The sequence below is a fragment of the Achromobacter spanius genome (assembly GCF_029637605.1).
In the GTDB taxonomy this organism is placed as follows: Bacteria; Pseudomonadota; Gammaproteobacteria; order Burkholderiales; family Burkholderiaceae_B; genus Achromobacter; species Achromobacter spanius_E.
In genome coordinates, this window is record NZ_CP121261.1 from 4,376,130 (window position 1) to 4,389,537 (window position 13,408).

Consider the following 13,408-nt stretch of genomic DNA (forward strand, 5'->3'; position numbering starts at 1 on the left):
TACTTACGCTCCCTTCTTGGCCGGGGCCTTGATGGCCGGGCGCACGACGATGTCGGCGCCAGCGTGGCCGGGGACAGCGCCCTTGACCAGCAGCAGGCCGCGCTCAACGTCAACGCGAACGACGTCGAGGTTTTGAACGGTGCGGGTGACATCACCCAGGTGACCAGCCATGCGCTTACCCGGGAAAATACGGCCCGGATCTTGTGCTTGACCAATCGAGCCCGGGACGCGGTGCGAACGGGAGTTACCGTGCGACGCGCGTTGCGAACCGAAGTGGTGACGCTTGATGGTACCGGCGAAGCCTTTACCAATGGTCGTGCCCGTCACGTCGACCTGTTGGCCGGCTTCGAACACGGATTCCACGGCAATCACGGCACCAGCTGCAAATTCTGCAGCGCGAGCGGGATCAAGGCGGAATTCTTTGAGGATGCTACCGGCTTCAGTGCCGGCTTTGGCGTAGTGGCCCGTTTGCGGCTGAGCCACACGCGAGGCACGACGAGTGCCATAAGCCACCTGGATCGCGGCGTAGCCGTCGGTTTCCAGCGACTTAACTTGGGTCACGCGGTTGTTAGACACGTCCAGCACGGTTACCGGGATGGATTCACCTTCCTCGGTAAAAATGCGGGTCATGCCGACCTTGCGACCCACCAGCCCCAGCCGGTGAGCGGCGGGCGTGGGTGTCGAATTCGACATCGTTTTCTCCATTCCTGACTGCGATTGGTCAGGGCTAATCAGGCAAAAGGTAACGGCCTTTGCCCTACGACTATGTTCAACCTGGTTGGTATTACCTCTAGCGACTTCTTTGCCTTGCAGCAAAGAGCAATTCAAGCTAATCCGCCCATAGTTAGACTTGCCACAAAATGGCAAGCTTGGCATATTAGCATGATTTTTTCAGGCGGCACAAGCACTTAGCCGCTTTGGGCGTGTGTAGGTGAGCAGTTTTGCCACACTACCCGCGGCATTGCGCCGCAAAAACAAAATGGCCGCACTCCCTGGGGAATACGGCCATTCTTTACGAGCCTACCGGCGAAGGTAGCAGGCTCGGTTCGCCTTACTGCAGCGCGATTTCGACGTCGACGCCGGCCGGCAGGTCCAGACGCATCAGGGCGTCAACGGTCTTGTCGGTGGGATCAACGATGTCCATCAGGCGCTGGTGGGTACGGATTTCGAACTGGTCGCGCGACGTCTTGTTCACGTGCGGCGAACGCAGGACGTCGTAGCGACGGATACGCGTGGGCAGCGGCACCGGGCCGCGGACAACGGCGCCGGTACGCTTGGCGGTGTCGACGATTTCAGCGGCCGATTGATCGATCAGCTTGTAATCGAAAGCTTTCAAGCGGATACGGATCTTTTGGTTTTTCATGGCGTTTCCTAAAGAACGAGAGGCGAAGGCGACGAGGCGCCCTCGCTGGTTGTTTGCTGCTTAAGTGATCCGAATTACTTCAGGATCTTGGCGACGACGCCGGCGCCGACGGTACGACCGCCTTCACGGATGGCGAAACGCAGGCCTTCTTCCATGGCGATCGGAGCCAACAGCTTGACCGTCATGGCCACGTTGTCGCCCGGCAGAACCATTTCCTTGTCGGCCGGCAGCTCGATCGTGCCCGTCACGTCCGTCGTGCGGAAGTAGAACTGGGGACGATAGCCTTGGAAGAACGGCGTGTGACGGCCGCCTTCTTCCTTGGACAGGATGTACACCTCGGACGTGAAGTCCGTGTGCGGCGTGATCGAGCCCGGCTTGGCCAGAACTTGGCCACGCTGGACGTCTTCACGCTTGGTGCCGCGCAGCAGAATGCCCACGTTGTCGCCAGCTTGACCTTGGTCCAGCAGCTTGCGGAACATTTCAACGCCCGTGCAAGTCGTCTTGACCGTCGGCACCAGGCCCACGATTTCGATTTCTTCGCCGACCTTCACGATGCCGCGTTCGATACGGCCGGTAACCACCGTGCCACGACCCGAGATCGAGAACACATCTTCAACCGGCATCAGGAACGTGCCGTCCACGGCGCGCTCGGGCGTCGGGATGTACGAATCCAGTGCAGCGGCCAGAGCCATGATGGCTTGCTCGCCCAGTTCGCCCTTGTCGCCTTCCAGCGCCAGCTTGGCCGAACCCTTGACGATCGGGGTGTCATCACCCGGGAAGTCGTACTTCGACAGAAGTTCGCGAACTTCCATTTCCACCAGCTCGAGCAGCTCGGCGTCGTCAACCATGTCAGCCTTGTTCAGGAAGACGATGATGTACGGCACGCCAACCTGACGGCTCAGCAGGATGTGTTCACGCGTTTGCGGCATCGGGCCGTCAGCGGCCGACACAACCAGGATCGCGCCGTCCATTTGCGCCGCGCCCGTGATCATGTTCTTCACATAGTCAGCGTGGCCCGGGCAGTCAACGTGAGCGTAGTGACGCGCTTCCGTTTCGTACTCGACGTGGGCGGTGTTGATCGTGATGCCGCGAGCCTTTTCTTCAGGAGTCGCATCGATCTGGTCGTAGCCCTTGGCTTCGCCACCGAACTTGTTCGACAGAACGGTCGTGATAGCTGCCGTCAACGTCGTTTTGCCGTGGTCAACGTGACCAATCGTACCCACGTTCACGTGCGGCTTGGTACGTTCAAACTTGCCTTTTGCCATGATCTCTATCCTTTAACTTTCAAGGAAACTTGAATCTGCCAGGCCACCCGGATGGGTGGACCTGGCTAGGGTTATTTACTTGGCCCGAGCGGCGATGACTTCGTCAGCGACGTTCTTGGGAGCCTCGGAGTAATGCTTGAATTCCATCGTGTACGTGGCACGACCTTGCGTCAACGAACGCAGGTTCGTGGCGTAACCGAACATCTCGGCCAGGGGCACTTCAGCCTTGATGGTCTTGCCGCCACCGACCATGTCGTCCATGCCTTGGACCATGCCGCGACGCGAGGACAGATCGCCCATCACGGTACCAGCGTAGTCTTCCGGCGTTTCGACTTCAACGGCCATCATCGGTTCCAGCAGCACGGGGCTGGCCTTGCGCAGACCTTCCTTGAATGCCATGGAGCCGGCCATCTTGAACGCGTTTTCGTTCGAGTCCACATCGTGGTACGAACCGAAGAACAGCGTGACCTTGACGTCGACGATCGGGTAGCCAGCCAACACGCCCGAAGGCAGCGTTTCCTGAATGCCCTTGTCCACCGCGGGGATGTATTCACGAGGAACCACACCGCCCTTGATGGCGTCCACGAATTCGTAGCCACCGCCAGGAGCCAACGGCTCGACCTTCAGCACCACGTGACCGTACTGGCCACGGCCGCCCGACTGCTTGACGAACTTGCCTTCAACTTCGTCGCAGGTCTTGCGGATGGTTTCACGGTAGGCCACTTGCGGCTTGCCGACGTTGGCTTCAACGCCGAACTCACGCTTCATGCGGTCGACCAGAATTTCCAGGTGAAGCTCGCCCATACCGGAAATGATGGTTTGGCCGGATTCTTCGTCGCTGCGCACGCGGAACGACGGATCTTCCTGAGCCAGACGCGACAGCGCCAGACCCATCTTTTCCTGGTCAGCCTTCGACTTCGGTTCCACGGCCTGCGAAATCACGGGCTCGGGGAAAATCATGCGTTCGAGCAGGATGTGGGAGTCGGTGTCGCACAGCGTTTCGCCGGTGGTCACGTCTTTCAGACCCACCACGGCGGCGATGTCACCTGCCAACACTTCCTTGATTTCTTCGCGGTTGTTCGCGTGCATCTGCAGAATGCGACCGATACGTTCCTTCTTGCCCTTGATGGGGTTGTAGACCGTATCGCCCGACTTCAGGACGCCCGAGTAAACGCGCACGAAGGTCAATTGACCCACGAACGGATCGCTCATCAGCTTGAATGCCAGCGCCGAGAACTTCTCGCCGTCGTCAGCTTCACGCGTGATGGGATTGCCTTCGTCATCCTGACCGTCAACCGCGGGAATATCCACGGGCGAAGGCAGGTAGTCGATGACCGCGTCCAGCATGCGCTGCACGCCCTTGTTCTTGAAGGCGGTGCCGCACAACATCGGCTGGATTTCGCCAGCGATGGTGCGTTGGCGGATGGCCAGGTTGATTTCGGCTTCGTCCAAGGCACCCGTTTCCAGGTACTTGTTCATCAGCTCTTCCGACGACTCAGCGGCGGCTTCAACCAGCTTTTCACGCCATTCGTTGGCCAGGCCTTCCAGCTCGGCGGGAATCTCGTGGTAGTCGAACTTGATGCCTTGGCTGGCTTCGTCCCAAATGATCGCCTTCATCTTGACCAGGTCGACCACGCCTTGGAACGTGTCTTCGGCACCGATCGGGATCACGATCGGCACGGGATTGGCGCGCAGGCGGTTCTTCAGCTGGTCATAGACCTTGAAGAAGTTGGCGCCGGTGCGGTCCATCTTGTTGACGAAGGCCAGACGCGGCACGCCGTACTTGTTGGCTTGGCGCCACACGGTTTCGGACTGGGGCTGAACGCCACCCACCGCGCAATAGACCATGCAAGCACCGTCCAGGACGCGCATGGAACGTTCCACCTCAATGGTGAAGTCCACGTGACCCGGGGTGTCGATGATGTTGATGCGGTGTTCGGGATAGTTCTTCGCCATGCCACGCCAAAACGCCGTCGTAGCTGCCGACGTAATGGTGATGCCACGCTCTTGTTCTTGTTCCATCCAGTCCATGGTGGCTGCGCCATCATGCACTTCGCCAATCTTGTGATTGACGCCGGTGTAGAACAAGATACGTTCGGTCGTGGTGGTTTTCCCTGCATCGATGTGCGCAGAGATACCAATGTTGCGATAGCGCTCGATCGGGGTTTTGCGGGCCATGGTGGATTAGTCCTTAAATTACCAGCGGAAATGGCTGAAGGCCTTGTTGGCCTCTGCCATCTTGTGCGTGTCTTCGCGCTTCTTCATCGCGGCGCCACGACCTTCGGAGGCGTCGATCAGTTCGCCAGCAAGACGCAGATCCATCGACTTCTCGCCACGCTTCTTGGCGGCTTCACGGAGCCAACGCATAGCCAGGGCCAGGCGGCGCACGGGGCGCACTTCAACCGGCACTTGGTAGTTGGCACCGCCAACGCGGCGGCTCTTCACTTCGACGATCGGCTTGATGTTGTTGATCGCCAGGCTGAAAACTTCGATCGGCTCTTTGCCGGTCTTGGTTTGCACTTGCTCGAGGGCACCGTAAACGATGCGCTCGGCGACGGCCTTCTTGCCGTCCAGCATGACGACGTTCATGAACTTGGCGAGCTCGACGCTACCGAACTTGGGATCGGGCAGAATCTCGCGCTTGGGTACTTCGCGACGACGGGGCATTGTTGCTTCCTTGTGTCTGTTCAGTTGAACCGTGTTTCATTACACGGCCATGGCCGCCCATTGGGACGACCCCTTACGTGCCGCGCTCCATCCCAAAAGCCGGAGGGCGCGGTCGCACTTCCCTAGTGACGGGCTTCCGCCACACGGGGGTACTGCTGACTCGTTATTAAGCCTTCTTCGGGCGCTTGGCGCCGTACTTCGAGCGGGCTTGCTTACGATCCTTGACGCCTTGCAGGTCGAGGGAACCGCGCACGATGTGATAACGCACACCGGGCAAGTCCTTGACACGACCGCCACGCACCAGAACCACCGAGTGCTCTTGCAGGTTGTGGCCTTCACCGCCGATGTACGAAATGACTTCGTAACCGTTGGTCAGACGCACTTTGGCAACCTTGCGCAGAGCGGAGTTCGGCTTCTTGGGGGTGGTGGTGTACACGCGAGTGCACACGCCGCGGCGTTGCGGGCAGTTTTCGAGCGCGGGGCTCTTGCTTTTGATGATGCTGACTTCGCGCGGCTTGCGCACGAGTTGGCTAATGGTAGGCATGACCTTGAAATCCCTTTTACGTACCACTGGTAAGTACTTACGTACTCGTCTCCAGAAGAGTGTCTTTCGGAGAAGGCAGTTCGCGCAAAACCGCCTCAAACGTTCATGTACGTAAAAGAGCGGGCTTGCCAACAAACTATGACAAACGCACAAAACCGACAGCGGCGGGCAGCCAAGACGCTAAGTCGCAACCATGGACCCGAAACAAAAGGCTCGTGACGCACCTTGGTTTCAAACCCGTGGTTTCAAACTCTGACTAAGCTCTTGAACTGTTTGCCTTTTGCGGACAGATTTTGCGCGCGAAATAAAGCAGTAAGCCCTTTAGCATAACTGAGATCTGGGCGTACTGTCAAAGAGATTTGTAAGTCAAGCGACGCGGCGTGGCGGTTATGAAATGCTGGTGAAAACCCGGCAACTTGACCTCCGCTTGCAGAAAATGGGGCCGCGTAGCCGCAAAGATCTGAAATAACAACATGGCCGAAAATGCCGCCCGCAGCGGGGGAGACTTCGGGTAAACCATGAGAGATCTACGGATGCTGCAGTGTAGCGCCAGGAGACGGCTTACCGGTCGGCGAACAGGTATCCGCTGCCGTAGACAGTGCGGATCGGCAACATCACCCCCGCCAGTTCGGCCTTGCGACGCAGTCGGCTGACGATGACGTCGATGCTGCGCGACCCGCTGGAGCGCGCACCGCCTCCTTCGACCCGCAGTTCATCGCCCAGTTCTGAACGTCCGACCGCCCTGCCCGCCACCTCGAGCAGCGACCGCACGATCAGGCGTTCATTGGCCGACAGCGAAATCGTCGCCCCCGAGGGGGCCACCAGTGTCCAGCCCTGATCGCGCAGTTCCCATTGGCCGGTCACTGCCTCTTCAGTTGCGGGAGTGTCTTTGCTGGGAGGCAGGCGCCGCGCCAGCGCCAGCAGGATGCAGGCGAGCTCGCGCGCGTCCTGGGGATCGGGCAAGCAGGCATCCGCCCCGCTTTGCAGGCAACGCAGCCGGCTATCCACGGAAACACCGCTACCTGTCACCACGATTCCCATAGGCGAAGACCCGTGCAGCCGGGCCACGAGTGCGTATCCGATTTCGCCCAACGTCCCGACATCCAGGACAACGGCATCGTAAACGCCGCTATTGAGCAGGCCGAACAGCTCGAGTGAGGTCGAACAGCCGCGAGCGGAAATTCCGGCTTGCAGCAAAGCGGACACAGCGGCGTTTCGCGCGACCTCGTCCGGCGACATCATAAGTATGCGTAATTGATTCATGGCAATTTCAACCCCCTGACCGACACCGCCCCGAGCGACCGCTTGTGACGCTTCGCGTGGGACGATTGAGACAGTGTGGCGCGTTGTTACGCAACAACTCCAGTCAAGATTCGTTAACTTTGCAATGTTTGACAGTTCTTGCCACAACGTAGCCAGCCCCACCGCCGCGCGAGTTATCATTCGATTACACAAATTCGCTCACCTTTGCAGTAGGGTCGCCAACGGCGAACTTGCGCAGCAAACCTCCGCGAGACTTTTCTGATGAAGATTGCGTCGCTGGAAGACGATCTTGACCAAGCCCGGCGCATCCACCAAGTGCTGACTGCCGCGGGATACACCTGCTCGAGTTATCACCAGAGCCGTGACCTGCTGGCTGCCCTGCGCTCGGAGAGCTTCGATCTGGTGTTGCTGGATTGGCATCTGCCAGATATCGATGGCGACGATGTGGTGCGCTGGTTGCGCGCCAATATCGGTCCCCGCGTCCCCGTCATTTTTCTGACCAACCGGTCTTCTGAAGACGACCTGGTTGAAGGGCTGCGCGCAGGCGCCGACGATTACATCGTCAAACCGCTGCGCCCCCTGGAATTGCTGGCCCGCGTAGCCGCGCTGTTGCGACGCAGCCAGATCGCGGAACCGGCCGAGGACGCTTTCGACGTGGCGCACTATCGCATTGAGCCCGCCGCGCGAGTGATCTCGCTACACGGCGCCGCCGTGTCGCTGGCGCCCAAGGAATTCGATCTTGCACTGCTGTTCTTTCGTAACCTGGGCCGGCTCATGTCGCGCGACGTGATTGCCGAATGCGTGTGGAACCGCGAGATCCCCGCCACATCGCGCACACTGGATACGCACCTCTCCAACATCCGCCAGAAACTCCAGCTACGCCCGGAACACGGCGTGCGCCTGAGTTCGTCCTATGCGCTTGGCTACCGGCTTGAACTGAACAGCGCCGCGGAAGACACCCCGGCCAGCCCGTCGTAAAAGCGACGCACGCATTCCTGGAGAACCGATTCCTATGAGCCGCTGCCGCGCGCTTTCCCTGCTTGCCTTGCTTTCCTGCCTGTCCGTTTCCACGGTCGTGCGCAGCCAGCCCGCTGGGGCGTTGGGCGACGACTTCATCTACCGCGTACGTCAGGGAGACACCCTGATCAACGTGGCCACTCAGTACACGCGCAATCAGGCGAACTGGACGCGGTTGCAGACCCTGAACAAGGTCGTCACCCCCGAGTTGCTGCCTATCGGGCTTGAACTCCGGATTCCGCTGTCGATGATTCCTGAGCGCCCTGCCCAAGCGCGCGTGGTGCATGTCAGCGGCCAGGCCGCCCTGAACGGCAAGTCGCTGCAACCGGGAGTCAATGTGGCTGAAGGCAGCACGGTGGTGACTTCGCCCAACGGCTTTGTGACTCTCGAACTGGCCGATGGGTCCAAGCTCACCCTGCCGGCGGGCGGCTCGGTCGAACTGACCCGGCTGCGCCAGTTCGAAGGGACCGCGCTCACCGACTCCGTCATCCATGTCCAGCGGGGCAGCGTCGAATCCACCGTCGCCCCTGCCGGCCAAGGCGTAGGCCGCTTCGAAATCAGGACCCCAGTTGCGGTCACGGGCGTGCGGGGCACACGATTCCGCGTGCAAAGCGGCGCCGGCGGCGTGCACAGCGAAGTGCTGGAAGGCAGCGTGCGGCTGCAGGCGCATGCGCCGGGAAACGCGCCTTCCAAGCCTGTCTCGGTGGCGCGCGGCTATGGCGCGGCGGTGCGCAGTGACGGCAGCGTGTCGGGCGTGCGCGAGCTGCTGGCGGCGCCGCAACTCAGTCCGCCTGAACGCATGGGCGGCGGCGTCTGGACCAGCGCCTTTCCGCCGGTGGCGGGTGCACAGAGCTACCTGGTGCGCGTTTCGCGCGATGCCGACGGTGCGCTGCCGGTATCGTCGGTCAGCTTCGCCACGAACAGCATCCGCTTCAGCGGGCCGGGTGCCGGCACGTTCTACGTTTCGGTGCGTGCGGTCGACGATCTGGGCCTGGGCGGACAAGACGCGGTCGCCACGTTCGAAGGCGCAAACCCGTTGATGACCTCGTTCGGCCTGGGGGTCAGCAGCGGCACAGGCGGACTCATCACGCTGACCGAATACTAGGCCCCGCCCGATGGCCGACGCCCCCGACGCCCTCGACCGGACCTCGCGCTCAGGGCTGTGGCTGACGGTGATATTGGCAGCGCTGGCGGCTTTGCTGGGCTTGTTGAATGGCTTGGGCCGGGTCGATCAGATCCTATACGACCGCGCCGTCACGATGACCGGGCGTCCGGCCGATCCAGATATCCTGATCGTCGCCATTGATGACGCCAGTATCGAGACGCTGGGGCGATGGCCCTGGCGGCGCGCGATCCACGCCGCGTTGCTGGACCGTCTTCAAGGTGCCCGCGCGATCGGATTGGATTTGATTTTCGCGGAAAGCGACACGGTCAATCCTAACGACGACTTGCTGCTTGCCCAGAGCATCCAGCGCAGTGGCCAGACGGTGCTGCCGGTTGTTCTGGACCGCCTGAACAATCCTTCCGCGATGTCGGCGCCAATCCCCGCACTGGCGAACGCCGCGGCTTCAACAGGCCTCATCAACGCACATATTGATCCTGACGGCGTGGTGCGTGAAGCCACGTTGACGTCCCGATTCGCGGGCAAGCGCTACAACCACCTGGCGCTCTCCATGCTGGAGGTCGGCGGCCAAGGCAAAGCGGTGGAACAGTTTCTACGACGGGCGGGTCCCAGCGGCGACATCCTGATCCCGTACGCGGGCCCCGCTGGCCACATGCGCACCGTTTCGTACTTGTCCGTCCTGCGAGGCGACCTGAAACCCGAGGCCTTGCGCGGCAAGTACGTGCTGGTGGGCGCCTGGGCAACCGGTTTAGGCGACGCTTACCCCACGCCGGTATCGCATGACTTGAGCGGCATGTCGGGGGTGGAAATCATCGCCAACCTGATGCAGGCTGCCCGCGACGGCGTCTCCTACCATCGCCCACCCGCCGCCTGGAACGCGCTATTTTCCGCACTTCCCGTGCTGCTGGCCTGCCTGGCGCTGTGGCGGCTGTCGCCCAAGCGGGCATTGCTGGTCAGTGTTGCGCTCGTTGCGTGCCTCCTTTTGACATCGTGGTTGCTGCTGGCCTACGCCAGCCTGTGGTTCGCACCGACCGCCGCCCTCGTCGGTGTAGCGCTTTGCTATCCGCTATGGAGTTGGCGTAGCCAGGAGGCAGCGCTGCGCTACATGGACCATGAACTACGCCGGCTGCAGCGCGAGTACCCACCCGTGCTGAACGAGGCGCGCGCCCAATTGACCGGGCCGAATGCATCACTGGAAAGCCGCGTTGGCGAATTGCAGCGCGCGCTCGAGCGCGTGCGCAACCTGCGGCGTTTCCTGGCAGATGGGTTGGACGGCATGCCCGACGCGACGCTTGTCTTCGACCAGGAGGGCCACATGCAGTTTCGCAATCAGGCGGCGGTCATGTACTTCCAGCGGCTGGGTATGCGCCCGCCCCGCGTGGGGCACCCCGCCACGCACCTGCTTGAGAAGACCATTTCCGACGACACGACTCGGCAGCGCGTGGCCGACGCACTGCGCGGCAATCTTCCCACCCATGGCACGTCGCGTTGGACGGCGGATCTGGAAGTACGCGATTACGCGGGGCGCGACCTGATCTTGAAGTGTGCGCCGATCCACACCGCCGAAGGCAACTTCGCCGGCACCGTCGCCACGCTGACGGATATCTCGCGCATTCGCCAAGCCGAACGCCAGCGCGAAGAGACGCTGCGCTTCATCTCGCACGACATGCGCGCGCCGCAAAGTTCCATCCTGGCGCTTGTCGAGATGAGGCAGGAATCCGGCATCCAGGATGGGCAGGGCGAAACCCTTGCTCGCATCGCCACACTTGCCAACCGAACCCTGCATCTGGTTGATGACTTCGTACACCTGACGCGCGCGGAATCGATGACGATCAGTGCGGTCGAGCTCGATCTGGGCAGCTTGCTACAAGATGGCGTGGACGAGTTCTGGGCATCCGCGCACAAGCGCGGCATTACGCTAGGCGTGCGCACACCGCTGCCGATTGCTTACACACGCGGAGATCAAACGCTGCTGATGCGCGCGCTGTGCAATCTGATCGACAACGCCATCAAGTACAGCCCACCCCAGACATGCGTCGAATGCGGTATCGAACAGTCAATGGAATTCTGGCGGGTGACCGTCCAGGATCAGGGGCAAGGTATCGCCGACTCTGATCTGGCGCGGCTATTCGATCCCTTTTCGCGTGTAGGCGTCGAAACGCGAAATGACGTGGGCGGTGCCGGCCTCGGCCTGGCATTCGTGCGCACCGTGGCCGAGCGCCATGGCGGGACGGTGGAAGTCAGCAGCGAAATTGGCGTGGGGTCGGTGTTTACCTTGTGCTTGCCTGTCGCGCCGGATGCCGAGGACGGGAAGTAACCAAGCCAGGCCGGCGCATCACTGGAAGATGTGGGAAATCACCGCCGGCTTGCCAGCCTTGATTTCAAGCGTTCCCCGGTACGGCGGCAGGTCCGCATTGCGCAGCACCACTTGGTACTTGCCGGGTATCAAGCGTATTTCCTTGACTGGCGGGCTGATGCCGCGCGCCACGCCGTTGACCCATACTTCACCCCACGGGCGGATGTCCAGGCGCACCCGCACGGGCACACCCAGAGGTTTGGGCTTGTTGGCAACCTCGTCGCCAGCCGTGGCCGCATCCGCGGGGGGCGGGGCTTGGACACTGGGGTTGATCGCTGCCGCAGGCGGCTCGGTTGGCTCGGACGCCGTGTCCGGCGCGTTCTGCACAACCGATGGCGTAGCCGTCTCCGGCTCAAGCGGCGCGGCGGAAGGCGTTGCTGGCACTTGTTGCGGCGCGCCAGACATTGCGGGCACGTCTGCCGGCGGCACGGCAGCGGGCGGCATCGGGTGCACGGCCGGCGGGTTGGGCATGACAATTTCAGAACTGGTGATCAACGCATTGGGCGCGCCCTTACCCCAGTGGAACCAGCCATAAACGCCGATGCCGATCAAGGCCAGGACCGCCAGCAACCCCAATAGCGGGCGACGATTGCGGCTTGGTTTGCGCGCAGCCGCCACGGGGGGCGGCGTAGCCGTGTTGGCGCCAGCGACGGGGTCTGTCTCGGCGGGAGACGGCTCGATATACGCGGCCACTCCCAACAGGGCGGCCAGCTCGGCCAGCGTCTGCGGCCGGTCGGTCGGCAGCATCGCCAGGCCGCCATCAATGATGGACAGAAATTCCGGGTTGTATTTGGACAGGCCCAGCGACGCCAAGGGTTCGTAGGCGTCCTCCGCGCGCCGCTCGGGAGCGGGCGGCGGCCGATGCCCGGTGACCAAGGCATACATGACGGCGCACAAGCCGTAAATGTCGCTCCACGGGCCTCTCGGCCATTCCATGGAATCGGTATATAGCTCAAACGGCGCAAACCCCGGCGTCGGACTGCGGCTCGCACGGCGCGAGCGTGCAACAACCAGTTCAGGCAACAAATGGGCGCGCGCGTTCTCGTCCATCCCCACGGTGTCCAGCGAGATATCGCCACAAATCTCACCCTGCGCATGCAGGGCGATCAGCGAGGGCAACAGGTCGGAGACAAGCCGCTTGATGCGAGATTCCGGCACGCCCCCCGCCATGCTGGCGGCGATCGCGCTCAATGGACGCAAGGCAAGCGGCGCGGCGCCTGAAAACGGCCCACGCGGCGTCAAGAGGCCCGTGGAGGAAGACATGATGGTAATTGCGCTCATGCGCGGAGTGATGCGAAGATGGAATAGTGTGAATATTATCCAATCCGCAACACCAGGACATTGCCGAAAATGTCCGAGCGCATCAGGCTGTGGCACGATGACGCTTCGCCCACTCTTCCTACCCCCCTTATAAGCTATGAAAATTCGCCTTCTGAGCAGTCTGCTCGGCGCGACAGTAGTGCTGGCGGGCTGCGCCGGGATCTCGTCGCGCCCCGAAAGCCCGCCAAGCGCCGAGGCACTGGCTCAATTGCAACAAGTCCGGGACACCTACGGCGCGGGCCGATATGGGGAGGTCATCCGAACCGTCGCCACCTCTGATACCTTGGCCTCATCGACCAAGGCGGTGCGCATCGAGGCCTATAAGCTGCAGGCGTTCAGTTATTGCGTGAGCCGCTACGCTCAGTTGTGCGAAGACAGCTTTGCCCGCATCCTCGCGCTGGATCCCGCGTTCGAACTAGCACCGAATGAAGCCGGGCATCCGTCCTGGGGACCCGTCTTCCTGAAGGCCCGCAGCCAGGCCGCGAAGTAA

Annotated in this window: 12 protein-coding genes; 4 read left to right on the forward strand and 8 right to left on the reverse strand. The window is 61.6% G+C overall.

Going from position 1 to position 13,408, the window contains the following annotated elements; genetic code table 11:
• Window positions 1-3 precede the first annotated feature (3 nt).
• From rplC to P8T11_RS19610, 7 genes are all read right to left on the reverse strand, one after another.
• A complete protein-coding gene (gene rplC, locus P8T11_RS19580) occupies window positions 4-693 on the reverse strand; it encodes a 50S ribosomal protein L3 (RefSeq protein ID WP_268080462.1) in 690 nt (229 codons plus the stop codon).
• A 358-nt stretch (window positions 694-1,051) separates the two neighbouring features.
• On the reverse strand, window positions 1,052-1,363 hold the full coding sequence (gene rpsJ, locus P8T11_RS19585) for a 30S ribosomal protein S10 (RefSeq protein WP_003806903.1): 312 nt from the start codon (window positions 1,361-1,363) through the stop codon (window positions 1,052-1,054).
• A 74-nt stretch (window positions 1,364-1,437) separates the two neighbouring features.
• The gene (gene tuf / locus P8T11_RS19590; RefSeq protein ID WP_006221899.1) at window positions 1,438-2,628 is read right to left on the reverse strand and encodes an elongation factor Tu; all 1,191 of its coding nucleotides are present in this window, start codon (window positions 2,626-2,628) and stop codon (window positions 1,438-1,440) included.
• A gap of 75 nt (window positions 2,629-2,703) precedes the next feature.
• The gene (fusA, locus tag P8T11_RS19595) at window positions 2,704-4,806 is read right to left on the reverse strand and encodes an elongation factor G (RefSeq protein WP_268080460.1); all 2,103 of its coding nucleotides are present in this window, start codon (window positions 4,804-4,806) and stop codon (window positions 2,704-2,706) included.
• Between the two features lie 18 nt (window positions 4,807-4,824).
• Window positions 4,825-5,295, reverse strand: a complete 471-nt coding sequence (gene rpsG, locus P8T11_RS19600) for a 30S ribosomal protein S7 (protein ID WP_006216561.1) — start codon at window positions 5,293-5,295, stop codon at window positions 4,825-4,827.
• 166 nt (window positions 5,296-5,461) lie between these two features.
• Window positions 5,462-5,839 (reverse strand): 30S ribosomal protein S12, encoded by a 378-nt coding sequence (gene rpsL, locus P8T11_RS19605; RefSeq protein WP_005017264.1) that lies wholly within the window; start codon window positions 5,837-5,839, stop codon window positions 5,462-5,464.
• Between the two features lie 561 nt (window positions 5,840-6,400).
• Complete coding sequence (locus P8T11_RS19610; protein ID WP_268080459.1) at window positions 6,401-7,102, reverse strand: response regulator transcription factor; 702 nt, start codon at window positions 7,100-7,102, stop codon at window positions 6,401-6,403.
• A 261-nt stretch (window positions 7,103-7,363) separates the two neighbouring features.
• Between P8T11_RS19610 and P8T11_RS19615 the strand changes: the two genes are divergently transcribed.
• From P8T11_RS19615 to P8T11_RS19625, 3 genes are read left to right on the forward strand one after another with little or no spacing between them, the layout of a single operon-like run.
• Window positions 7,364-8,080, forward strand: a complete 717-nt coding sequence (locus tag P8T11_RS19615) for a response regulator transcription factor (protein ID WP_268080457.1) — start codon at window positions 7,364-7,366, stop codon at window positions 8,078-8,080.
• 34 nt (window positions 8,081-8,114) lie between these two features.
• Window positions 8,115-9,224, forward strand: a complete 1,110-nt coding sequence (locus P8T11_RS19620) for a FecR domain-containing protein (protein WP_268080456.1) — start codon at window positions 8,115-8,117, stop codon at window positions 9,222-9,224.
• A 10-nt stretch (window positions 9,225-9,234) separates the two neighbouring features.
• Window positions 9,235-11,559, forward strand: a complete 2,325-nt coding sequence (locus P8T11_RS19625) for a CHASE2 domain-containing protein (protein WP_268080455.1) — start codon at window positions 9,235-9,237, stop codon at window positions 11,557-11,559.
• An 18-nt stretch (window positions 11,560-11,577) separates the two neighbouring features.
• Here P8T11_RS19625 and P8T11_RS19630 read toward each other — a convergent pair whose 3' ends face one another.
• Window positions 11,578-12,861, reverse strand: a complete 1,284-nt coding sequence (locus P8T11_RS19630) for a serine/threonine protein kinase (protein WP_268080454.1) — start codon at window positions 12,859-12,861, stop codon at window positions 11,578-11,580.
• A gap of 154 nt (window positions 12,862-13,015) precedes the next feature.
• Between P8T11_RS19630 and P8T11_RS19635 the strand changes: the two genes are divergently transcribed.
• Complete coding sequence (locus P8T11_RS19635) at window positions 13,016-13,408, forward strand: TssQ family T6SS-associated lipoprotein (protein ID WP_268080453.1); 393 nt, start codon at window positions 13,016-13,018, stop codon at window positions 13,406-13,408.